This is a genomic window from Streptomyces sp. NPDC048392 (genome assembly GCF_043200575.1).
GTDB lineage: Bacteria > Actinomycetota > Actinomycetes > Streptomycetales > Streptomycetaceae > Streptomyces.
Map to the genome: position 1 here is coordinate 1 of NZ_JBICYB010000057.1, position 22645 is coordinate 22645.

Sequence of the window (22645 nt, forward strand, 5' to 3'; positions counted from 1 at the left end):
CGAGGTCCTTGCGAAGGTCCGCCTCGTCCAGACCAACATGAAGAAGCTCGTCAGGAACAACTCAAAGTGACATAAACGGAATCACGAGACACTAGGGCATGATCTGGTTACCGACCTCAACTTGCCCTACAGGAAGGTTATTTGATGACCGGCTCGACGATGGCCCGCGCAGGCAAGCGCGCCATGATCATTGGCACGGCGGCGGCAGCGGCGGCTGTCGGCGCTCTCGCGGTGTCCGCTCAGGCGTCATCCTGGTCCAGCTACCTCAGCAATGCCGGTAATGACTTCGAGTCACGTCGTTGGACCGACAACGGCGGCTCCACGACGATCAAGTTCACCAGCTGCAGCAGAGGTTCCAGCCCGAAGGCTGTGAGCGTGATGCTGCGCAAGGACACCTTCGGGCCTGACCCGAAGTACACGAACGCGAGCTTCACCAACTGCTTCAACTCCGGTGCCACATCGAGTGGCACGTGGGACGGCCACGGCAGTGGCGACTACTACTTCGTGGTCGACTACGGGTCCAACGTCTATGCTCCCGTGTCGGTCAAGTCGCTGACCGTCTACTACTGATCGGTACTTCGCCGGGCCCCGCCGCACACCGTGCGGCGGGGCCCGGCGCCCAGAAAGGCCCTTCATGACTCTCACCTTCCGCGAGTGCACCTTCCGCTACCGGGGAGGTGATGACGTCATCCAGAGCCTCGATCTGGCTTTCACTTCCGGATCCACCGTTCTCCTCGGACCCAACGGAGCAGGCAAGAGCACACTGCTGTCGCTTGGGGCGAGTGCATTGCGCCCACGGTCCGGAGACGTGACATTCGACGGCCTGAGCGCGTGGAACCGCAAACAGTCCGCGGCCTACCGCGCATCAGTGGCGTGGCTCCCGCAGAAGCCGTCATTCCTCCCGGGGATGACCTGCCGTCAGCACGTCACCTACGCGGGATGGCTCAAGGGCATGGCGCAGCGCGACGCGTCGAGCGCGTCCGGCGAGGCACTGGAACGTGTGGGCCTTGCTAGGCAAGCGGACCGGAAGGTCAGCGAACTGTCCGGCGGACAGCAGCAGCGGGTCGCAATCGCTCAGGCCCTCGTCCACCGCGCCAAGGTCCTGCTTCTGGACGAGCCCACCGTAGGACTCGACCCGAAGCAGCGAAGATCTTTCCTTCAGCTCATCGCATCGCTGAGGAACGAGACACACGTAATCGTCTCCACCCATGACATCGCCGACATCAGCGAAGCCTTCAGTGATGTTGTGGTACTTCATGGGGGGAAGGTCCTGTTCAGCGGGCCTGTTCCTGCTTTTCTCGCCCTCTCGGGCACCTCGATCCACTCGGAACGTGCCGCGGAAGATGCCTACACCGCTGTCCTCGAAGGGGAATCCCGGTGATCATCTGGCAGCAGCTGCGGCGTTCTGCGGCACCATGGATCATCCTGCCGGCCGCCCTGTTCGTGTACTTGTACATGCAAAGTGCGGTTTCCACCGTTCCGTCACACTACGGAATCGAGTCGGGCGAGAGCACCATCTACGCTCTGGCCACGATCGCCCCGGCCGTCGCCGCATGTGCCGCATGGGACTCGGGGCGCATGCGGCACATACGTCACATGTTGACTACGTCCGCACGGTCGCGATGGTCGCTCATCCTGTTCAACGGTGCTCCCGCCGTCGCACTGGTCGCCGCACTTCTCGTTTTCGCCGTCGTACTGGCACGGTTCAATACCGGAGTACTTCCTTCCAGGGCCGGGTGGACCGCACTGGCACACGTGATCATCGTCTCTGCCGAGTGGGCTGTGATCGGCTGGTACGTCGGCGGGCGTCTCCCCAAAAGCATCGCCGCACCAGTGGCAGCTGCCCTGTGCTGGGCCTGGCTGACGATGCCACATGCCATGTCTAACGCATGGCTGAGGCACCTTGGCGGGTTCATCGACGGAACGTCCACCATCACTGATGTCCACCAGGCAAAAATCTACTTCGTGCCATGGCTCTTCACCGGCTGTCTTATGGCTGTCGCGTGGCTCATGACCCGCACCAGCTCCCTCCGTACCCTCCTCCCCGCCGGCGCAGGTGTCGCCGCAGCAGCACTCCTCGTCGGACACGCAGCAGTCAGCGGATGGGGCTTCGGCAACCCGACAACCGTTCGTGCCGTTGATTCCGTATGTTCCGGAACCGCCCCGCAGGTCTGCGTCCCACCGGAGTACCGGTCCTACATCCCGCAGATCCGCAACAGCACCCGAGACCCTCTCAGCGCCCTGGTCGCCGCCGGCGTCACACAGCCGAAGCGTATGGAAATTCTCTCGCCGTCAGTGGAGCCCGCACCGGGCGTATGGCGACTGCACTGGTCACTCCCTGCTGTTCACCAGCAAGCCGCCTACCACACGGCCGCTGATGTCATGGCAATATCGGCTGTCGAGGGAACCGCGGCCCAGTACGGAAAGCAGGCATGCGGAGGCCCGTCCGCTCCAGAGCTCGTATGGGCCACCGCCGTTGCAGGCAACAAGGACGAGGTACGCCAGGGAACCGATCCGCAATTGTGGGCCCTGGTGGGTCCTGTCCTCGACAAGCCGGTGAAGCAGCAGTCCGACTGGTTCAGGCAGCAGATTCTCAACCATGCCTGCACAGCGCAGGGGGCGCAGTGAGACTGTATGTGACAGCCGTGCGGAAGTGGTGGACGGCAGCTGGAGCAATTCTCCTAATGGCAGTGATATGCCAGCTTTCGGGAACGAGCAGTATCGAGCTGCCCGCCCTCAACGGCAGCGGTGTCGCGCCCTTGGCCTACTTCACTCCCCTGCTGGTGTCTTCCTCGGTCCTGTACTGTCTCAGCCGACGCGCCGATCACATCGAACGGACCGCTGTAGTTGCTGTCGCCGCGATCGATGCAGTATTCGTAGCGTCCGTATTCGCCCTGTGCCTGGCAGCCGGTTACGTCACAGGCTTCGACACCGCCCGCAATGTAATACTGCTGACCTGCGTTGGCCTCCTGATCGCCAAGGTGGGCAACACCGCGTCAGGTATCGCCGCAGGCATGATGCTGCTGATCGCCAGCATCGTCGCCGGACGTGGCCCGGCAGGAAGCCACGCCTGGTGGGCCGTGGTCCTGTATCCGTCGAGCAGCATCCCGGCGTGGTCCCTGACGGCGGTACTGCTGGCAGCCGCAGGCATCCGTTCTGTCAAAGCCTCCGGGAAGCCGTAGCCTCCCTTCCGGGTCAATCGGAGCCGTAAGGGGCCCAGGGCTCCGTCGTTTGCCCCGCTCTCGTGCGAACTTGGGGGCGGAGCAGCGGGGCACCTGCACGGCCGACCATTATCCGCTTCTGGAGTTTCAGGTCGGTGATGTGGCCTTCGTTGACGCCAGCGTTGAACGGGGTGGTGATGCCAATGCACGGATGCGGGCTGGTTTTCGCGGATGGCGTTGGCATGCTGGCCAGGCTCGGGAGGCTGGCGTCGGGCGTGGCGGCGAACTGACGCACCAGGTTGTGGGTTCGTGCCAGCTCCGGGCAATGGTCGAGCAGCCGCCGTAGGGCTTCGGTGGTGTGGAGGTCGTGTCGGGGCGGTGCGGTGATGATTCAGCGGGTGACCTGGCGGGGTGCTGACGGTCGCTCGTGTGGGATGTCGATCGGAAGGCTGCAGTGTGGTCATGCCAACGGCCTCTTGTGGCGCCCCGCTGGCGGCCTTGAGACATCCCCGCTGGTGGACGGCATGATCGCCCCGCCCGCGGCCAGATAATCTCCCCGCCTTCGGTTCGGTGTGGATCAGCTGAAGGGCTTCACTCCCTTCCCGGTGGTGGCCTCGGTCAGCCGGAATGAGTCACCCTGAGTGACGACGACATGAGCGTGGTGAAGCAGGCGATCGACAGTCGCTGTGGCCAAGGTCTTGGGCATGATCTCGTCGAATCCTGAGGGGTGGAGGTTGCTCGAAACCGCGATCGAGCGCCGTTCATATGCCGCATCCACCAAGCGGTAGAAGCCCTCGGCGGCGTCCTCGGAGACGGGTAGGAGCCCGATGTCGTCGACGATGATCAGGTCCGAGCGGATGATCCTCGCGAGGGCCCGGGCGATCGAGTCGTCCGCGCGGTGGCGGCGGACCAGCGAGCCGAGGTCCTCGATCGTGAACCAGGAGACGGCCAGGCCGGCCTCGACCGCGGTCTGCCCGAGTGCCTCGGTGAAGTGGCTCTTGCCCGTGCCCGAGGGTCCACAAATACAAAAGGACTCCCGGCGGCCGATCCACTCCAGTGTCTTGAGGGCGTCCTGGGTGGCCCTGGGGATCGAGGACTCGGTCTCGCGCCAGTCACCGAAGGTCTTGCCGGTGGGGAAGCCGGCTCGCTTGCGGCGGGTGTGGAGGTTGGCGCGGCCGCGTCCGGCGGCCTCTTCCGAGAGAAGAACGCGGACGACCTCGGCCGGGTCCCACCTCTGGGCCTTCGCGGTGGGAATGATGTCGGTCAACGACCGGCGGATGTGCGGGAGTTTGAGTCGCCGGGTGAGCTCGATGGCCTCGGCCAGCGGGTCGCCGTTGGTGCCGGGAACGGTGCGGATAGGGGTGGCCATCAGGCGAGATCGCTTTCGTCGTACTCGGACGTGTCCGAGGTGGTGGTGGACTGGCCGAACGTGGACCAGGCGCCGGTGCCGGGCTGCAGGGAGTGGTCCTCGCTGCGGCGGTGCAGCTCAGCCGGGCCGTGGACGGCCTGGTAGTCGAGGATGGACAGCAGGTCCTTGTCGGCGAACCGGCCGGTGACGGCGGCGGTGCCGAGCGCGCGGTCGACTTCCGCTGCGGAGTGCAGTTTTGCCAGGGCGACGGCCTCGGCCATCTTCGCCTTGATGCGGCGGACGCCCGCCGCGGCGGCTTCGATCAGCCAAGATGCCGCCCCGGGGCCCAGGGCGAGGAACGCTGCCTCCTCCGCGCTCGTGGCCCTGGGGGTGCGGTCGCCCTCCTTGCGCTCGCGGGGCGGGTAGTGGCCGTCGTCCAGGACCGGAGATCCCGGCTCACCGCGGCGGTGACGATCAGCTCGTCGCCGTGGAAGCGGGCCCAGACCCGGGTGTCGATCAGCTCGTGCGGGACCGAGTAGCGCACCGCCTCGACCGAGATCGTCGCGTCCCAGCAGACCCGCCGGGTCGTGCCGAACGCCGTGGTGAACGGACTCTTCGGCAGCGGGTGCAGCCGCTGTTGCTCCTCGGCGAGCCGCTCGATCGGCTTGCGCCGGGTCGCCTTGTGAATACGGGAGTTGACCTCCTCACAGAACTGCCGGCAGGCCGCTTCGAGGTCGCCGAAGCTCTGGTACTGCTCGCGCAGATTCACGTCCTTCGGCACGAGATCGGCCTTCGCGATCTTCACCGTGGACTCCGAGCCGCCCTTCGTCTCCGGGTCCGCGGGCAGACACGTACGTATGGTCGTGCCGTAGTGCCTGGCGACCTCGACGATCTTCGGGTTGCGGACCGCGATCCCAGCGACGTGATCGGTGGTGACCGTCTTCTCGTTGTCGGTGAGCACGTAGGCCGGAATGCCGCCGATCCTTCGGAAGGTGGCGTCCAGACACGCGGTGACCGTCGGGAGCGTCTTGTCCCAGATCGGGATGACGACGCGGAACCTGGACCAGGCCAACCAGGCGCAGAACAGCGTCGTCTTGCGTCCGCCGATGACCGGGCCATCGCCGAAATCGTATTGGAGCCAGAGTCCCGGCTCCGTCACCCACGGCCGGTAAACTCGCCGCCGACCTGCCCTGAACTGGGCTTTCGCCTCGGCAACGGTGCGGCGGGTGGTGCGTTCCCCGCCGGTGAAGCCCATCGCAGTGATCCTCTTGTGGACCACGTCCGCGCGGATCTTGCCCTGCGAGCGGACCACCAGTTCCTCGATCTTCGGCAGATAGTCGTCGATCTGCCTCGCCCGGTGCCGGCGCTTGTCGGGCTGCTGGCCAGCCGCCCGCATCTTCACATATCGGGCAACCGTGTGGTGGTCGCACCCGGCCAGCTCGGCCGCCGCGCGGTAACTCCCCGTGAGGTCGTATGCCTCCAGGATCTCCATGATCTCCCTGCTGTTCTTCACCCGCTCCAGCTTCGCCGAGCGGGATTACTCGGAGCGAGCGGGGAGAAATCTGGCCGCACCCGGGGGACCCCATGCCGTACCTGGGGAAACCCGTGGCCATAGATTGCGCCGTAAATGGCCGCCATCGGGGAGCGTACGGAGACCGCCGTCACAGCCGGATGCCCTTGCGGGCCTCGCGTAGCTCGGCCGACTCACCCGACACTGGTGCGGGCATGGAGCCGCTCTCGTCGGTGTCGGCGCGGCGCAGCCACTTCGACAGCGTGATCGGGTGGACGCCGAAGTCGGCGGCGATCTGTTCCAGCGTGACGCCGGGCTCGCGGTTGCGCGCGACCCGCACGACGTCCTCGCGGAACTCCTTCGGATACGGCTTGGGCACTGCAACATCCTTCCAGGCCGCCTCTCAGCAAGCCAGGTCAGGTGTCACCTGTCCGTGCAGCAGTCCCCTACTCGGCACCAGCAGCTCATGCGGCCGCGAGATGCTCGGCGTGGTCCGCTCCGCAGGGATGGCCGGTCAGGATGTGCAGGGAGAACTGGAGGTCCCGCATCCCGGCCAGCGAATTGAAGTCGCGCGACATGTGCCTCTCCAGCGCGCGCAAGTGCGAACGCACTGTGACGTCGGACAGGCCCAGCATGCGAGCCGCAGATTCGATGTGTGCTTCGTGGGCGAGCCAGGAGGCCGCGGTGGCAAGCAGGTCACGCCGATCCGTCCGAGCAGTACACAGTAACGTTTCTGCCCAGGATTTGAGTTGGGGTGCGTTCAGTAGGGAACACAGGGTCGGCTGCCGTGCGGTGGAGGGAACCGCTGTTGTTCCGTGGTCTTCCCGCTGGGTGATGACCTCAAGAGCGAGGCCCACCGCGATGCGATTCGTCACCGTACCCAGATCGATACCCAACAACCCTGCTGCGCGGGCGACGTGTCGCATGACGGTGTTGCGGTGCAGGTCCAGGCGCCGCGCGGCAGCGGTGTAAGGATAGGCGAGAGCGGTCGGCAGAGTCTGGCGCATCTGCTTCCAATGGGCTGTGGACTCCATGAGCGGCCGGAGCAGGGACCGAGCCCAGCGCTGCGCGTCGGGCATCGGCAGCAGGTTGACGAAGCTGGCGTGCTGCGCGGACAAGGTGACGCAGTCTGGTTGGAGGGCCGCTAGGCGCTGAGCCCTGTGTGCGTCGTCGATCGCATCCGCCACCAGGGACATCGAATACACGCCGCTGCCGCCCAGCGAGGCACCCGGCGTCGCGGTCACCAGACGGGCCAGTTGGCCAGCGACGCCGCTGTCGGCTTCCTCGCCGGGGGTTATCGGGCTGATGATCAGTATGCGGCTGTCGCTACGTGGATCGGTGACCACTAGGACATTCCCGACCGAGGCGGCCTCACATCGCCGTACGACCGAGTCCCGCACCTGCTCCGGGGTCTGGATGACGTAGGCGCGAGTGGCGTCCCGGTCGAGGAGACCGGGAGCGAGGGAGGCCATGACCCTGCGGGCCTTGTCCAGTTCGCCGTCCAGCAGTAGCTCTGCGGCGGCGGTGCGGGCGGCTTGGGGAGCGTCCGAGGTCACGCCGTAGTTGCGGCGCGCCTGATCCACCAAGCCCAGCAGCCTGGCGACGGGGCGCAGCAAGCGCACGTCGGTCTTGTCGAGGACGGTGCGAGAAGCGACGGCCAGGACGGTTCCCGCGCCGATCTTCGGAGTCAGCGAAACGAGCTGGACGTCCGGCGCCGAGAGCCCCTCGTAGTCGGCGCCTTCCACGGACTTGCGAATGACGGCGTGAGCGAGATACTCGGCAGCAGTGTCCGGGGAGGCGGCCAGCACCCGTTCTGGTTCGCTTATCAGTACCTGCGCGTCGAGCGTCTCGGCCAGCCAATCCGCGATGCGCTGCATGGCCTTCGGGTCGGTGAGATGTACGGGCAGCTGCTGCAACAGCGTGTTGAGTTGGTTTGCACGGCGCTCGGCATGGGCCAAGCGATGGCTTTGGATGCCGTCATAAGCATCGAGCCAGCACTCCGATGACGCGGTACTCAACAAGAGGGGAAGACCGAGTTCGTCGGACAAATCCCGCAGCGCCTGTGGAAAGGGCTGATTTGCGTCGCGCGAGGCGGTGACGACCAGGCCGACGCAGCCGCTGGTCGCCATGTCCCGCATGAGCTCTTCCATGGCGGCAGCGGCCCGGCCACGGATGCGGAAAGGGAGATCACCGGTGATCAGTACCAGGGCACCAGCCTGGGGGTACTCCGGCCTGGTGCCCTTCAGTAACTGGGTGAGGGACAGCGTCGCCAGCCCGGTCACCGAAGCTTCCCGGCATCTCGAGGGATTCCAAGGCCATATGAATGTCAGTTCGAGCTCAGGCTTGTCTGCCAGCAACGAGCCGAGTGCGGGCATGTGCTCTCCTCGTTAAAACCTGTGGTGGAGGACGGGACGGGGCGCCAAGGCCCTGGCCAAGTGCACCCGGGGCGTCCGGGGAGTTTGCGAGGTGCGACGCGCGTAGAGACACGTCCACTCGGACGGGGCGTCGACGGTCGGAGGCAGGAGAGGCTGACGGCGTACGGCGGTTCGCACGTGCACCTCCGAAGGCTGCGGGACATTACGTTCTTCACGGATCGTCGGCCCGCGCAGTGGCGTGCAAGCGCTCGGGCTACACCGGGTAGCGATCTTGCAACTCGTAGCAACTGATGTCAATGGCTGAGTACTGTTTCGGACATGCGCGGAACGGGATCGCCCGGAGTCACTCTTGCCCCGTAACTCTCGTCTCGGGTCCTGCGATGGCGCTTCTGGCTCCGGGCCCGCCAGGACTGTGTCCTCCTGCAGAGGGGATGACCGTGCCGTTGCGTTAGTGGTATTGCCAGCGGCGGTTCAGGTGACGACGGCTGGAGAGCGGTGGTGGCCGGCGGGTTCTCCGGGTGCCTTGCTGCAGTAGCCGGCTATGCACGAGCGGGTTTTGCGGAGGCAGTCGCGGTCGCGGCGGGGGAACAGGCTGTGTCCGAACTCGGCGAGTCCGGCGCCAGTCACCTCTGCGGGTGGAGGGGGGAAGCCGCCCGGTGAGATCGCCGTGCGGCGGACGACGTGCAGGGACCGGGTGAAGGAGGCCCCCTCTGCCGTGCTGCGGTGCAGGCGGCGGCTTCGTCCAGCAGGACCCGGGTGGCAAGGTACACGATCAGGTGCGCGTAAATTTTCTGCCGCACCCCGTCCAGGGTTCGCGATCTCAGGACGGGTCGGCCGCGCTGGCGGGTCTTTGATCTCATCGCGGACCAGCTCGATCCCCCAGCGTCGAGTGTAGAGCTCGGCAAGTTCGGCGGCGTCCGGGTACTTCTCGTGGCCGGTCAGGCTGGTGCTCAGGCGGACGTGCCGGCCTGACCATTGACGCGGTACTCGATCAACCGGGCCAGGCAACTGTCGTCGGGGAGCACGCCCTGGGCCCGGCGCCCCTCGCGCCGCTCGATCCGCCACAGCAGGTGAGTGCCCTGGTCCCGCAGCTGGCGCCGACGGGTCAGGTCCACAGTTCTCAGTCGCCCAGCAACAACGTCCCGCATCCGACTTGAGCGTGCAGGGCATCAGAGACGATCCGCTCGGACTCCTTGAACCCGCCGACCAAGGCGTCGAGTGCCGCGTGAGCGGAACACTCGGCCACCGCGGGCCTTCGGATACCTCATGGGACTGCACTGTGATCCCTACTTGCAGAAGACGTCGTTGTTCGCCGCCGAGTCCGGCAGGACCTGCAGCGTCCCGGCCAGGGCCAGCGCCCGCACCCAGCGGAAGAGTTTGTCCTCACTGCCCAGTGGCCGGGCCTCAGCCCGGAACGTCCCCGCGTCACCATCGAGCCCAGCCGCTGCCGAGCTCCGGTGAGTGAGGACCTGTTCCACCGCCCCACGGCCGCAGGCCCGCGTCGCCAGTCTTCAGTAGATGCCGGACCTCCAGGTGGTCGGCCTGAGGGAACAAGTGCATCGGCAGCAGGAAGTACACCGTGAACCGCGCGGACAGCAGGCGCCGATGCTTCTCCGCGCGGCCGTCGTTACCGACCACCCGTTTCACCAGTTCGGGCGGGCACGACCGGGTCATGACTACCAGCCCCGACCGTTCCGGACGCTCGACCGGCCGACAGCCTCAAAGCAACGGCATTGCCATGCCTTCATCAGGGGGCGAACAGCCATCCCGGGCCCGGGGGGTCAGGCCCGCAGCGGAGGCGCTGGTCGGCGGAGTGGGCGTGAAGGTGGCCAGTGCACCTTGCTGTGACGCTGTCGGCCGAGACTGTGCGTTTCAAGGAACCGAACAGACGTACTGGTGCACAACCAGAAGTCAGCGCGGATCAGTTGGTGCATACACGCGATGGTGGCACGTTCATCTAGTACCTAATGTGACGTGCGTCGGCGTACGCCAGATACGCCCACTCCGTTCCACCAACGGAATCCTTCAAGAGAGGAAATAATTATGGCCCGTGTCGTCGCTGTTGTCTCGGGCGGCCTGGACTCCGTTGTCCTGGCCTATCATCTGCACCAGGAGGGTCATGACCTCCAACTTCTTTCCATCAACTACGGTCAACGCCATCGGAAAGAACACGATTTCGCGTCCCTGGCCGCCCGAAGAATTGGCGCGCCCCACGACGAACTCGATCTCAGCAATCTGTCTGCAGCACTGCCGGGATACTCTCTCACCGACCCGTCCGTGGAAGTGCCCGATCAGCACTACACACAACCGGGAAGCGTCAATGTGGTACCCAACCGCAATGTGATTCTGTTTTCCGTTGCTTTCGGACATGCCGCCGCACTCAGGGCTGACCAAGTCGCTGTCGGTGCAATCGCCGGCGACGACGCCACCGCACCAGACTGCTCGGCCGAATTCATCGCATCGTTCAACGCGATGGAGGAGATTGCCACCGCAGGATATGCTCCATCTCATCTGCGGGTGGCCGCCCCCTTCATCAGAATGACTAAGGGGGACGTTATTCTGCGGGGCCAGGAGCTGGGCGTAGATTTCAGTGAGACCTGGAGCTGCTTCAAGGGCCAGGAAGTCCAATGCGGAGTCTGTGCCGCTTGCGAAGACCGGCGGCTGGCTTTCAGCGCAGCCGGAGTGGTCGACCCCACCCTTTACAAGGAAGGTTCCTAGCGTGTTCAAAATCACCAAAGAATTCCACTTCTCGGCCAGCCACCGATTGGGTCACCTGCCGGACGACCATCAGTGCGCTCGGCTGCACGGCCACAACTACATCATCGTGATCGAGCTCTCGGCACCAACAGATGAGCTCACCGAGGCCGGATTCGTGCGAGACTACGGAGATCTGAGCGCATTCAAGAAGTGGATAGACGCGACTCTCGACCACCGTCATCTGAACGAAGTCATGCCCGATATCAACGCATCGGCTGAAAACATGGCGATGTGGGTTTACGAAACCTGGTCGGATCAGATTCCTGAGCTGACTGCGGTCAGCGTCTCGGAAACCCCCAAAACCTGGGCCGAGTATCGACCCAGCGGGCGTCCGCAGCCCGCGCAAGGGGCGTAGAAGATGCCGCGACTCGTCGTGAACGAGATTTTCGGACCGACGGTCCAGGGCGAGGGGCCGTCATCCGGACGCCGCTGTGGATTCCTTCGCCTCGGTGGCTGCAACCTGTCCTGTCAATGGTGCGATACGCCGTACACCTGGGACTGGAAAGGGGTCAGCAACCTGGGTAAGGCATTCGATCCACGCGTGGAGCTGGTTCCCAGGGACGCCGACGAGGTGGCCGAAGAACTGATCGACATGGGTGTGGACCTCATTGTCATCTCGGGCGGTGAACCACTCAGTCAGCAGGAACGGCTGCTCCCTGTACTGCGGAAGCTGCGTGCCGCAGGAATACCGATGGAGATCGAGACCAATGGGACCATCGCTCCCACCGACGCGGTCATCTCGACGGGGGTGCGCTTCAATGTTTCTCCGAAACTCTCTCATGCCGGCGACCCTCATGACCGACGCATTGTTACCGATGCGCTGCGTGAACTGAATCAAACAGACGCCGTAGCATTCAAGTTCGTCTGCCGGACGGCCGATGACTTGGACGAAGTGCAGCAACTGGATGATTCACTCAACCTGCGGTCCATCTGGATCATGCCTGAGGGGAACACGGTCCATTCTGTCAACCGGCATCTGATGGACCTGGCCGACGAAATAGTCCGGCGCAAATGGAATATTTCAACGCGCCTCCACGTCCTGGCTTGGGAAGACAAACGAGGGGTTTGACTCATGGGTGACGAGTTCAAAGAACTGACTGACGGGGAAGCTCTTCGGGATCCTCTGGAGACTATGGCCAGGCAGTTGCTGATCGAGATCGGGGAAAATCCGGACCGTGAGGGCCTGGCGGACACGCCCCGCCGCTACGCTCGCTGGTGGAGAGAATTCACTGATTATCAGCCGGGAGTCATAGACACCGTATTCGAGAGCGTTTCGAGCAACCAGACCGTCATGGTGTCAGACATGAACGTCTGGAGTCTCTGCGAGCATCACCTGCTGCCGTTCAACTGCTCGGTGAGCATCGCATATCGCGCTCGCAACAGCATCCTCGGTCTCTCGAAGTTCGCCAGGATCGCGCACAAACACGCCCACAAGCTTCAGCTGCAGGAACGTCTCATCGCCGACATTGCGGACGAGATCGAGAAGGTCACTGGTTCACCTGATGTCGCAGTCGTGGGGCGCGGTGAGCATCTCTGCATGACGATGCGGGGGATCCGGACGAGTTCCCTGATGACCTCGGCCGTCTACCGCGGTGTCTTCGAGAAGGAGGGACCAGAGCGTGGCGAACTGCTGTCGCTCCTTCTGGGGGGCCGGAAGTGACGGATGCGGACGTCGCGGCCCAACCGCCCGCCGCCCCGTCGGTCGGCCGGCGGGGCGGCGGCGCGGCGGCACCCTATAGAAGGGGCTATACGAGCCCCAGGGGGCTACGTGATCAACTGGCCGCGGCGCATCGCACCAAGCTCTGGCGCACCGTGTGCGCGGCTCTGGCCGATCACACCGTGGCCGGCGGCCTCGCACTGCTCGTCGCCTGGCTCTGGGTACGTGCCGCGCCCCTTTGGGGGATGTCCCTCGCGCTTCCTGCCTCCATGGTGATCGCCAGACATCTGCGTGGCCTGGAAAACCTGGTCCATGAGGGTTCCCACTACAACTGGACCCGTCACCACCGGCGGACCAACGACATCCTGGCCTTCAGCATGGCGGCTCTTCCGACGGGACAGCGATTACGGAACTACCGTGACTCGCACCTGCTCCACCACGGCCAGTTCGGAACCGATGCCGACCCGGACCTCCGACGGTACCGGGAGCTGGGCATCGAGGGCATCAGCAGGGAGTCCCTGCTGGGTTTCGCCAGTCAGGTGGCTGTCCTTCTGCTGCGCTATCAGCGTGGTTGGCTGCGGGAACTGCGCATGGACATCGGCGCGATCTCAGCGCCCGTCATATGGTCGATAGTCGCCGTGGGCTGCCCTGCCACCCTGTGGCTGGGGCCCACGGGTGGCGTCGTCGCCGCCGGAGCGTGGCTCACGTCGATGCTGGTCATACTCCCGGTGATCCGCTTCATCGCCGAAGCGGACGAGCACAGTTACTCCGATTCCTCGACTGTCTTCGACGCCACGATCACCAACACGGGATGGGTTCAGCGCTTCTTGTTCCACCCTCACGGGGACGGCTACCACACAGTGCACCACATGTGGCCTGGCATACCGCACCACACCCTGGTGAGGATTCACCGCCTGCTCATGGCCGAGGACGAGAAGTTCGCCTCCCGCATCAGAACCCGCACGCGAGTGCTCTCCGGCCCGCGTCCCCTCCAGGCAGTGACGTGAGGCTGCCTCGGTCTGCCGAAGTTGACTCACCCAGACCTCACCCGACAGGGCAGTTGGCGCCGCTCGGCCGCTGGCCGCGCCTCGTCCCTCCTGACCGATGAAGGAGCCTACGCACATGACTTCCGACCGTCCGGCGGTACTGCTGGTCGATCCCACCCGTAACGGGGCGAGCTACAAGACAGCCGTCCGCGCCGCGGGGTACCGGGTTGTCTCGCTCTACACGTGCGCTTACACGGCGATGGCGGACCAGCACGCAGAGGGTGACGACGTGTCGCTGTACTCCGAGGTCACGGACACCGGTGGTGTCGACGACGCCGGCCATGTCGCCGAGCAGGCAGTCGACGAAGTGCGGCGCGCTGGCCTGTCGATTCGTGCCGTGGTGCCGGCGATGGAAGTGAGCACGCATATCGGCGACAGGATCGCCGCGCTGCTCCGCCTGCCGGGGAACGACGACACTCTGGCCTGGGCGCGGCGTAACAAGGCCGCCATGCGGGAGCGCGCGCACCAAGTCGGTTTGCGCATACCGGAGTTCCGCTTGGTACGCTCCGTCGCGGATATCGCTTCGGCCGCACACGAGATCGGGTTCCCTGCAATCCTCAAGCCCACGCTCAGCGCGGGGTCCAAGGGCGTGACCCTGCTCCAGGACGCTGACGCTGTGCGCGACCTGAGGCACTTGGAGCCCCAGGACGCCTTCGACGAACCGATCGAGGAGTGGCTGGTCGAGCGGTACATCCGCGGCCGTGAAATCTCAGTGAACTTCTACAGTTTCGAAGGCGAGCACCGACTGGTGGACATGTGGGAGTTCCGCCAACCGGACGACCGTGACTACGACTTCCCCATCTGGGACAACGTCCGCATCGACGAGAGCCATCCTTGCTGGGGCCCTGCGGAGCAGTACGTACGTGAGGTCCTCGACGTGTACGGCATCCGGCGCGGCCCCAGTCACACCGAGGTCAAGTGTGCCGAGGACGGTGTGTACCTGATGGAGACAGCCTCACGGCTGCCTGGGGGGCCCATGGTCGGCATGTGGGAGAGGCACAGTGACCTCAGCCCCTTCGCCGAGGGCCTACGGTGTTTCCTGGGCGAGCGGCCAGCGATGTTCGACGCCCCGACAGTCTTCAACGCCAGCTATGGAGCTCTCGCCATCCGCAACGACGAGAAGCCCGGCACGCTCAACGCGATCCGGGGACTCGATACCCTGAACGCGTTGGAAGGCATCGACGAGGTACTCATCGGCTACCAGCCGGGTGACCTGGTTCCGGTCACCAGCAGTGACATGAACATCCCTCTCGGCGTCTACGTGTCGGGGGCCGACGGCGACGCGGTGCTGCACACCCTCGCGAAGATCCGCGAGCAGGTCTCCTTGGATATGGTCCATGGGGCCGTCGAGCATGAAGAGGTGCGATGACCGCGACGACTGACGTCACCGCACGACAGCGGCAGCTGCGCGGCGAGGTGCGTGCCCTGCTCGCCGCACCCGATGCCCAGGAGGAACTCGCCGCGCTCGGTGCCGGCGCCGCCCCCGGGGCGCCCGAGGCCCATCCGTGGCGCCTCTACCGTCGTCTCGGCGCGGGCGGGCTGGTCGCACCGCACTGGCCCGTGCGTTACGGGGGCCGCGGCCTGGGATGGACGGAGGCCGGCATCGTCGCGGAGGAACTGGCGCTGCACGGTGTTCCTGACACCGCGATCGTCAATGGTGTCTACAACTTCGGCCAGGCGGTGCGCGCTGTGGGCACACCCGCCCAGCGCCAGCGCTGGCTGCCCGCAGTGGCCTCCGGTCGGCTGGTGGCCACTGCGCTACTCACCGAGCCGGATGCGGGCTCGGACCTGGCCGGTCTGCGCACCAAGGCGGTACGGACCGTCGACGGCTGGGAGTTGAGTGGCACAAAGATCTGGAATGCCAAGGTTCACTTGGCGGAAGTGGCGATCTGTGTCGCCCGCACGGGTCCCGGCGACGGGTATGCCGGGATCAGCCTCTTCCTCGTACCGCTGCGTGGCCCGGGCGTGCGGAGTACTGCGTTGGACACGACCAACGTGGAGACGTTGTACGAGGTGGTCTTTGACGGACTGGTGGTGGGAGACGACCACCTCCTCGGAGCGGTGGGCGAAGGCTGGCCGCTGCTGGTGGACGTCCTCACGCTGGAGCGGGCGGGGCTGGGCTACCACGGGCGGGCGCGACGGTGGCTCACCGCCCTCACCGAGCACGTCCATCGGCTCGACGGCCCGGCGGGCCCCGAAGCCGCCCGCGAGCTGCCCGCGCTGTGGAGGCGGCTGAAGGCGGGACGCGAACTGGCCTGGCAGGCGGTGCGGGAGCTGGATGCGGCAGGCACCGACGCTGCAGCGGTGCCCGCCGCCGTCGCGAAGTGGTTCAACACCGAACTCGCCTCCGACATCGTCGAACTGGCGCACACCGCCGATGGCGACTTGGCCGGCGGGGCCTCGGCCTCCATGTTGGTTCCGGCCCATCGCGAAGCGGTCGGCCTGACCCTGGCGGCGGGCACATCGGAGATGATGCTTCAGATCACGCAGACGGCTTTGCGGACCCGGTTGAGCGGCTCGGCGGAACTGCGCGAAGTGAGTCACGGAGCGGGCACGCAACGGGATCTTTGGGCCGCCCACGCGTCCGGCGACGAAGGGCGCGCCCCGATCGACCTGGGACGCGCGGTGCTCGCGGGCCTCGGCTGCGAGGGCACGGCCACGGGGGCGGGTGAGGTACTGATCGCAGCGTCCGAGCACGGACACGGGACTCCGCTGCTGCCCGGTCCACTGAAGACACGGCCTCGGCGCGACGGCGGCTGGTCCCTCTCCGGCACCCGCTGGGCGCAGGCGCGGGGCACCGGCACCGGGCCGTTGGAACTGCTGCTGCCGGTGGCGTTGGACGGTGCCGGGCCCACGGTGGTCGTGGTGCCCGACGACCGTGCGGGTGTCGCGGTGGAACCACTCGGCGCCGAGGGGGCGCCGATGCCCTGTCTGGTCCATCTGCACGACGTGGACGTCGATCCTGCTGACTTACCGAGCGCCGCCGATTCTCTCCCCTACTCGGTCGCTGTGGCACGGGCCCGCCTACTCGCCGCCGGCCATCTGCTCGGCGGCTGCCGCCGCATGCTGCGCTCGGCGTGGGAACGGGCCGAGTCCCGCCACCAGTTCGGCCGCCCCCTGGCGGCCAACCAGTCCGTCGGCCACTCCGTCGCCGCGGCGTGGGCGCGTACCCAGGGGGCGTGGGCGCTGGCACAGCGCGTGGCGGCCGACTTCGACACGGGCGCGGGAGCACCGGAGGCTGACCGTGCCGACGGGGCCACCGCCATCGAGGACGCCGCCAGGGAGGCCACAGAGGTCCACGCGCTGGCATGCGACATCACCGCCGACGTGACCCGCCTGACCACACGAGTGTGCGGAGCGAGCGGCCTGCTGCGCGCCGGCCTAGTGCAGGACTTCGCCCGACTCGCGAAGTACCCGGCCGCGGCGCTCGGTGCCCGCGCGGCTGTCCGAGCCGAGGCGGCCATCGATGTACGGCCGCCGCGGGACGAGGCTGGCATACCGCGGCTTTCGCGCCAGGACGGTCCGCCTTCCACCACCCTCATAACTGACATCAGGCTGTTCGAGGAGCAGGCCGCACAGACCCCGGACGCGGTCGCACTGGTCTGCCCGACCGAGCGGGTCACTTACCAGGAGCTGAACTCTCAGGCCAATCGCATCGCTCGCGTGCTGCGCCGCTGGGACGTGGGCCCGGACATCCCGGTCGCCGTGTGCTTGGAGAGATCGGTTGGGCTGGTGGCCGCCGTGCTCGGTGTCCTGAAGGCGGGCGGAGCCTACGTACCGCTCGACACCGCCTACCCACCGCAGCGTCTGGCCGGAGTGATCGAAGACTCCGACCCCGCGGTCGTCGTCACCGAGGACTGGATGCGCGAGTGGATCCCTGCGGACCGGCCGCTGCTCTGTCTGGACACGGACGCGTCCCTGGCGGATGAACCGGACACGGACCTGCCGGAGAAGCCGCACCTCGACGACCTGATGTACATCATGTACACCTCCGGTTCCACGGGCCGTCCGAAGGGTGTGATGGTCCCGCACAGGGGCATCGCCAACCGCATGGCGTGGGACCGGACGCGCTTCCCGCTGACGGCCGCCGACGCGGTCCTGCAACTGACCTCGATCAGTTTCGACCCGTCCGTCTGGGAACTGTTCGCGGCGCTGACCAGCGGCGCGCGACTGGTCATCCTGCCACCCCGGGCACACCTTGATCCCCGAGCCGTCCTGGACACGGTCGCGCGTGAACGCGTGACCGCCCTGACCCTTACCCCGGCCCAACTGGCGCTGTTGACCGAGCAGGAGGCCGGTCTGCAGGATTGCTCGTCGCTCAGGTACGTGTTCTGTGGAGGCGATGTGCTGCCGCCGCCGCTCGCGGCTCGCTTCACCGGACAGAAGCCCGAGCTGTTCAACATGTACGGTCCGACAGAGATATCCATCGACGCGACGGCCTGGCGGTACTCTCCGGCCACGCCACAGGCCGGGGACCGCGTTCCGATCGGCTCCCCCATCTCCGGAGTCTCCGCCTGGGTACGAGACGGCGAGAGACGAGAAACACCGGACGGAGATGTCGGTGACCTCTGGATCTCAGGCGCAGGTCTGGCCCGGGGGTACCTGGGACGGCCCGCCGAGACGGCCGACGCGTTCCGGCCCGCGCCGGCGGGAGCGCCACCGGGCTCCCGGGTGTATCGCACGGGAGACCGGGCCCGGCGCAATCCCGACGGCACCTTGGAGTTCCACGGCCGTACGGACCGCCAGGTGAAGGTACGCGGGCACCGCGTCGAGCCGGCTGAGGTCGAGGCCGCGCTACTGGATCTGCCCGAAGTCCAGCGGGCCGTCGTACTCGTTGTGTCCGGTCGCCTGGTCGCGTTCGTCGTCGCTCCCGGCACCGTGGCGGACACACTCCGCCGAAGCCTGCAGCGCCGGGTGCCCGACCATCTCGTTCCGACCCGCTGGCTGCCTGTGGACGACATACCGTACGGGCCGTCGGGAAAGGTCGACCACTTCCTGCTGCGACAGCAGGCGGCGGCCCAGGAGGAGGCGCAGTTGACCGGCTCCCTAGACACACGCCCTCAAGCCGACATGGAAGCGGCCTTCACCCGGCTCGTCGCCGAGGTACTCGGTCTCGGCCATGTCGACCTCGATGAGGAATTCTTCGCGCTGGGAGGCGACTCCCTCAGCGCCGCCCTGCTGGTCACCCGCGCGGCTCGGCGCTTGAAACTGGAACTCACTATCGACAATCTGCTGGACGGCCTGCCCCTACGCGACCTTCTGGCCACCGCCCGGAAAGAAGGGGACGGCAGGTGAACACCGGGGCGGAGACGCCGCCGAGACTCGTGTGCTTCCCGCCGGCCGGCGGCTACGCCGCGCCCTACCGGGCCTGGGGCCGGGCCGTGCCTGCCGGGGTCGAAGTGAGTCCTATGGACCTCCCCGAGGGCCACACGGACGTCGATGCCGTCCTCGCAGCGCTGGAACCCGAAGTGGCCGCCCTCGCCGATCGCCCGTTGGTGCTGTTCGGGCACAGCTTCGGCGCGCTTGTCGCCTACGAGCTGGCTCACCGACTCCGCGCCCGGAGTCTGCCTCTTGCGCGACTGGCCGTCTCGGCCTCCGCGGCGCCGCATCTGGCGGGGCCCATCCCGGCCGGTGCGGTGCCCCCGGCGGGCGACGACGCCCGTGTCGCGGCCTGGTACGCGCTGGCAGACGGATACCGACACTCCACCCGCCCCGTGCTGGAGAGCCCCGTATCCGTCTTCGGAGCGCTGAACGACGCGACGGTACGGCGGGATGAGCTGGAGGCCTGGCGGGAGCACACAACCGGCCAGTTCCGGCTGCGGATGCTACCCGGCTCCCACGACTTGCTGCGCGAAGGCAGCACCTATGTAACCAGGGCCCTGGAACACGACCTCATGGACGACATGCCCTGAGCTCAGCCGATGCCCGCCGACCGCAGCTGACCGCCACCCGCATCCGCCAACGAGAGGAAACCGCGCGTGCACCACGCCGACGACCCTGACGACGGCACTTATGCCGTCGTCAATAACGACGAGGAGCAGTACTCGATCTGGCAGGACGACCAGCCCCTTCCGCCGGGGTGGCACAGGACTGGAGAACGGGGCAGCCGCGCTCACTGTCTTGACCACATCGCCAGGGTATGGACCGACATGCGTCCTGCCTCCGCCCGTCGCCACGCGCAGGAGCTGTAACCGCTTGTGAACACGTCTGAGACATCCACCAGCCGTTCGACGCCCGGGTTACTCGGCGCATACCGAACGCTGCTGTCCGCGCCCGGGGGCGGGCGTCTCGCGGCTGCGAGTCTCGTTTCCAAGCTCCCCATCAACATGTTCTCCGTCAGCGCGGTACTCCTGCTGTCCCCCCGCTATTCCTACGCCGCGTCCGGCCTGGCCGTCAGTGTCATGCTGGTCGCGAACGCGGTGAGCAGCCCGATACGAGGCAGGCTCGCCGACCGTCATCGTGTGCCTGTGGTGCTCATCGTGTGCCTACTCGGCTACCTCGCCGGGGCGGTCGGCCTGATGGCTGCCGCGGGGCAACGGTTGTCCTTGTGGATCGTGGTGGCCTCGGTGACGCTGCTCGGTCTGTGCTTTCCACCTGTCAGCATCCTCCTGCGCGGCTACTGGGTGGCTGCCGCGGGCGAGCGGGCGCGCACCTCGGCGAACTCCTTCGAGTCCGCGCTCATGGACATCACCCTCATCACGGGACCGGTCCTGGCAACCTGGCTGTCGACGGCCACGTCGCCCATCGCCCCCTTTATTGCGACCAGTGTGCTGATGGCGGTTGCCGTCGCGCTGATGTGCGCCGTGCGGGAGGTTCCTCGCACGGCACGGCCGGAGGTGACGGACTGGCGAGGGCCGCTGCGATCTGGGCCGTTGCGGCGCGTGCTGGCCGCACTCTTCCTGTTCTGCGCAGCCCTGTCCGTTGTCGAGGTGGTGCTGCCGATCTACGCCCAGCAGCACGATGTCACCGGCTACAGCGGCTGGTTCCTGGCCGGTCTGTCGGTGGGCAGCATCGTCGGTGCCCTCGGGCTAGGCGCGGTCTCGACACCGCCGAGGTGGCTACTGCCCGCACTGCTGGGCGTGTTTGCCGCCGGCGCCCTCCTGCTCGCCTTCGCGATGACGGTCGACCCCATCCTGGTGCTGGTCGTCTGTCCACTCACCGGGGTGACCATCGGCGCTTCCTTCACACATCTCTACACGGCGGTCGGCACTACCGGTCCGGAGGGCAGCGGGCACGAAGCCCAGGGCTGGGCGACCAGTTGCTCGACGGTGGGCTTCGCACTGGGCGCGGCGGGCGGGGCCGGTGTCGCGGGCACTATGGGCGCGGCGGCGTTCGTACTGATGACACCGATCACGGCGCTCGCCGCAGGATTGCTCATGCTCGGTGCTGCCCGGTCGGCTCAGCACACCGGACGCGAGCACAAGGAGCCGGTCGGCGATCAACTCTGATCGGACGATGGAGAGCCTCGGCCGCGCCTCGGGTGCCCATCACCGCTCACAAGGCCCCGTCGGTGCGTCCAGCAGGCGCTCTGCAGGACGCGGAAGTCGCCAGAGCGCGGGTGGCTCCCGTACGCCGACGTGCGGTCCCCGACGCTGCGGGCCGTCCACCCAGCCGTTGCTGGGCCCTGGTCAGTGAGGACTTGATCACCTGGCCCAGGGCCGCGGTTCCCGATCGCCGGCTTTCACCAGGCGCAGGATTGCCAGGTAATCGGCCTGCGGGAACAAGCACATCGCCAACCCGAACACCGGAGGAGGGCCGACCCTATTGCGGGGCCAGCAGAAGGTGATGGGGGGCGATGCCCTGCCTTGAGGCGACGCTGCGCCGTGAGCCTGCCGAGGAGGTGCCGGGTCTGGAGCCCATCGATCGGGTGCCGTTCGCTGTGGAGGAGGCGACGAGTGATGACGGCCTTTCGGCCACGCACTTCAACAAGCCGCGAACAGCCGTGCCGCCACGCTCATCGGCGTGCCCGCGTCCTGTGCGTCATGTAGTGCGGATCTCTGTGGTGAGGGTAGTGAGCCGAGCCGCCGTGGTGGTCATCCAGCGGAGGTCGGCGTCGAGGTGGTTGAGGACGTAGTCGGCCGAGAGCATGGTCGTCAGATCCGCGCCCGGGGCCGTCTTGAGCTCCGTGAGTTCTCCCTTTCGGTCACTGTGGGCAGCGCGCTGGGACCGGAGATAGGCCTCCGCATCGCCGCCGGTGAGGATTGAAGCGACGACCTTGGCGAAGATCTCGTTCGTCACAGAGGGCGAGGGCGGTGCGATCTCGCTCGCCCACCGCGCCAGCTCGCGCCTCCCCTCGTCGGTGGCTCGGTATGCGGTCCGCTCCGGACCGCCGTCGGACGCGGTGCCGTCGACCTCCGCCAAGCCGTCTCGTACCAGGCGCTGCAGGGTCGTGTAGACCTGCCCGTAGGCCAGCGGCCGGGCCTGGGGAAAGCACTGGTCGTGGCGTCGCTTCAGTTCATAGCCATGGCTCGACCTCGAGGCGAGCAAACCCAAGAGGATGTGTCGGACGCTCATGATGGCCAGTATTCACCGAGTACACGAGCTTGCAGGCTGCGCAAGCGTGTTGACGGTAAGTTGGTCACCTTGCTCAGGCTGGCCTGTGGCCCTCAGGCCAGATCCGGCCCCGCGCAAAGCAGACCGCTGAAGTGGCGGGCTGAGCCTCTTCGATGGCGTCCCGCTGTGCAACACCGTTGCGTTAGGTCCTGTCTGAAATTCGGATCATGAGTTCGCGGGAACGCCTGCGCGTGACGCATCACTGCTGGTAGGCAAGTGGCCATGGCGCGAGGCGATC

21 protein-coding genes and 1 pseudogene are annotated in these 22645 nt (G+C 66.5%); 14 read left to right on the plus strand and 8 right to left on the minus strand.

Translation table 11 applies throughout. The annotated features are described in order from the left end of the window. Positions 1 to 144 precede the first annotated feature (144 nt). The 4 genes from ACGFYH_RS35020 to ACGFYH_RS35035 all read left to right on the plus strand — a co-directional run bounded on the left by ACGFYH_RS35020 (position 145) and on the right by ACGFYH_RS35035 (position 3182). The gene (locus ACGFYH_RS35020) at positions 145 to 570 is read left to right on the plus strand and encodes a hypothetical protein (RefSeq protein WP_393807207.1); all 426 of its coding nucleotides are present in this window, start codon (positions 145 to 147) and stop codon (positions 568 to 570) included. Positions 571 to 634: 64 nt separating this feature from the next. Further along, entirely contained in the window at positions 635 to 1381 is a 747-nt protein-coding gene (locus ACGFYH_RS35025; RefSeq protein ID WP_393807208.1) for an ABC transporter ATP-binding protein, read from the plus strand. Further along, positions 1378 to 2628 (plus strand): hypothetical protein, encoded by a 1251-nt coding sequence (locus ACGFYH_RS35030; RefSeq protein WP_393807209.1) that lies wholly within the window; start codon positions 1378 to 1380, stop codon positions 2626 to 2628. The genes ACGFYH_RS35025 and ACGFYH_RS35030 overlap by 4 nt, the downstream gene beginning before the upstream one ends. A gap of 56 nt (positions 2629 to 2684) precedes the next feature. Beyond that, positions 2685 to 3182 carry a hypothetical protein gene (locus tag ACGFYH_RS35035; RefSeq protein WP_393807210.1) on the plus strand — a complete coding sequence of 166 codons (498 nt, stop codon included), beginning with the start codon at positions 2685 to 2687 and terminating at the stop codon, positions 3180 to 3182. A 556-nt stretch (positions 3183 to 3738) separates the two neighbouring features. Here the strand turns inward: ACGFYH_RS35035 and istB are convergent. The 7 genes and pseudogenes from istB to ACGFYH_RS35070 all read right to left on the minus strand — a co-directional run bounded on the left by istB (position 3739) and on the right by ACGFYH_RS35070 (position 10068). Continuing rightward, on the minus strand, positions 3739 to 4530 hold the full coding sequence (istB, locus tag ACGFYH_RS35040) for an IS21-like element helper ATPase IstB (protein WP_393807211.1): 792 nt from the start codon (positions 4528 to 4530) through the stop codon (positions 3739 to 3741). Further along, a pseudogene (istA, locus tag ACGFYH_RS35045) lies at positions 4530 to 6022 on the minus strand (IS21 family transposase). Before istA ends, istB begins: the two are co-directional and overlap by 1 nt. 148 nt (positions 6023 to 6170) lie before the next feature. After that, on the minus strand, positions 6171 to 6398 hold the full coding sequence (locus tag ACGFYH_RS35050; RefSeq protein ID WP_393807212.1) for a transposase: 228 nt from the start codon (positions 6396 to 6398) through the stop codon (positions 6171 to 6173). Positions 6399 to 6483: 85 nt separating this feature from the next. After that, a complete protein-coding gene (locus ACGFYH_RS35055) occupies positions 6484 to 8394 on the minus strand; it encodes a helix-turn-helix domain-containing protein (protein WP_393807213.1) in 1911 nt (636 codons plus the stop codon). 950 nt (positions 8395 to 9344) lie between these two features. After that, the gene (locus ACGFYH_RS35060; protein ID WP_393807214.1) at positions 9345 to 9509 is read right to left on the minus strand and encodes a hypothetical protein; all 165 of its coding nucleotides are present in this window, start codon (positions 9507 to 9509) and stop codon (positions 9345 to 9347) included. Between the two features lie 171 nt (positions 9510 to 9680). Continuing rightward, positions 9681 to 9872, minus strand: a complete 192-nt coding sequence (locus tag ACGFYH_RS35065; RefSeq protein WP_393807227.1) for a hypothetical protein — start codon at positions 9870 to 9872, stop codon at positions 9681 to 9683. Beyond that, positions 9820 to 10068: a transposase domain-containing protein gene (locus tag ACGFYH_RS35070; protein ID WP_393807215.1), complete on the minus strand. Its 249-nt coding sequence runs from the start codon at positions 10066 to 10068 to the stop codon at positions 9820 to 9822. Before ACGFYH_RS35070 ends, ACGFYH_RS35065 begins: the two co-directional genes overlap by 53 nt. Positions 10069 to 10437: 369 nt before the next feature. Between ACGFYH_RS35070 and ACGFYH_RS35075 the strand changes: the two genes are divergently transcribed. The 10 genes from ACGFYH_RS35075 (at position 10438) to ACGFYH_RS35120 (ending at position 21302) form a co-directional block, all read left to right on the plus strand. Then, on the plus strand, positions 10438 to 11112 hold the full coding sequence (locus tag ACGFYH_RS35075) for a 7-cyano-7-deazaguanine synthase (RefSeq protein ID WP_393807216.1): 675 nt from the start codon (positions 10438 to 10440) through the stop codon (positions 11110 to 11112). Between the two features lies 1 nt (position 11113). After that, entirely contained in the window at positions 11114 to 11506 is a 393-nt protein-coding gene (locus ACGFYH_RS35080) for a 6-pyruvoyl tetrahydropterin synthase family protein (protein ID WP_393807217.1), read from the plus strand. A 3-nt stretch (positions 11507 to 11509) separates the two neighbouring features. Then, on the plus strand, positions 11510 to 12220 hold the full coding sequence (locus ACGFYH_RS35085; RefSeq protein WP_393807218.1) for a 7-carboxy-7-deazaguanine synthase QueE: 711 nt from the start codon (positions 11510 to 11512) through the stop codon (positions 12218 to 12220). Between the two features lie 3 nt (positions 12221 to 12223). Continuing rightward, positions 12224 to 12811 carry a GTP cyclohydrolase I gene (folE, locus tag ACGFYH_RS35090; protein ID WP_393807219.1) on the plus strand — a complete coding sequence of 196 codons (588 nt, stop codon included), beginning with the start codon at positions 12224 to 12226 and terminating at the stop codon, positions 12809 to 12811. After that, complete coding sequence (locus ACGFYH_RS35095) at positions 12808 to 13815, plus strand: fatty acid desaturase family protein (protein ID WP_393807220.1); 1008 nt, start codon at positions 12808 to 12810, stop codon at positions 13813 to 13815. Before folE ends, ACGFYH_RS35095 begins: the two co-directional genes overlap by 4 nt. Positions 13816 to 13930: 115 nt before the next feature. Further along, on the plus strand, positions 13931 to 15223 hold the full coding sequence (locus ACGFYH_RS35100) for an ATP-grasp domain-containing protein (protein WP_393807221.1): 1293 nt from the start codon (positions 13931 to 13933) through the stop codon (positions 15221 to 15223). Further along, positions 15220 to 19149: an amino acid adenylation domain-containing protein gene (locus ACGFYH_RS35105; protein WP_393807222.1), complete on the plus strand. Its 3930-nt coding sequence runs from the start codon at positions 15220 to 15222 to the stop codon at positions 19147 to 19149. Before ACGFYH_RS35100 ends, ACGFYH_RS35105 begins: the two co-directional genes overlap by 4 nt. Further along, the gene (locus ACGFYH_RS35110) at positions 19146 to 19766 is read left to right on the plus strand and encodes a thioesterase II family protein (RefSeq protein WP_393807223.1); all 621 of its coding nucleotides are present in this window, start codon (positions 19146 to 19148) and stop codon (positions 19764 to 19766) included. The genes ACGFYH_RS35105 and ACGFYH_RS35110 overlap by 4 nt, the downstream gene beginning before the upstream one ends. A gap of 66 nt (positions 19767 to 19832) precedes the next feature. Continuing rightward, positions 19833 to 20045: an MbtH family protein gene (locus ACGFYH_RS35115; RefSeq protein WP_393807224.1), complete on the plus strand. Its 213-nt coding sequence runs from the start codon at positions 19833 to 19835 to the stop codon at positions 20043 to 20045. A 6-nt stretch (positions 20046 to 20051) separates the two neighbouring features. Next, entirely contained in the window at positions 20052 to 21302 is a 1251-nt protein-coding gene (locus ACGFYH_RS35120) for an MFS transporter (protein ID WP_393807225.1), read from the plus strand. Between the two features lie 532 nt (positions 21303 to 21834). On the opposite strand, the gene ACGFYH_RS35125 is transcribed toward ACGFYH_RS35120, so the two are convergent. Then, the gene (locus ACGFYH_RS35125; protein WP_393807226.1) at positions 21835 to 22368 is read right to left on the minus strand and encodes a PadR family transcriptional regulator; all 534 of its coding nucleotides are present in this window, start codon (positions 22366 to 22368) and stop codon (positions 21835 to 21837) included. Positions 22369 to 22645 lie beyond the last annotated feature (277 nt).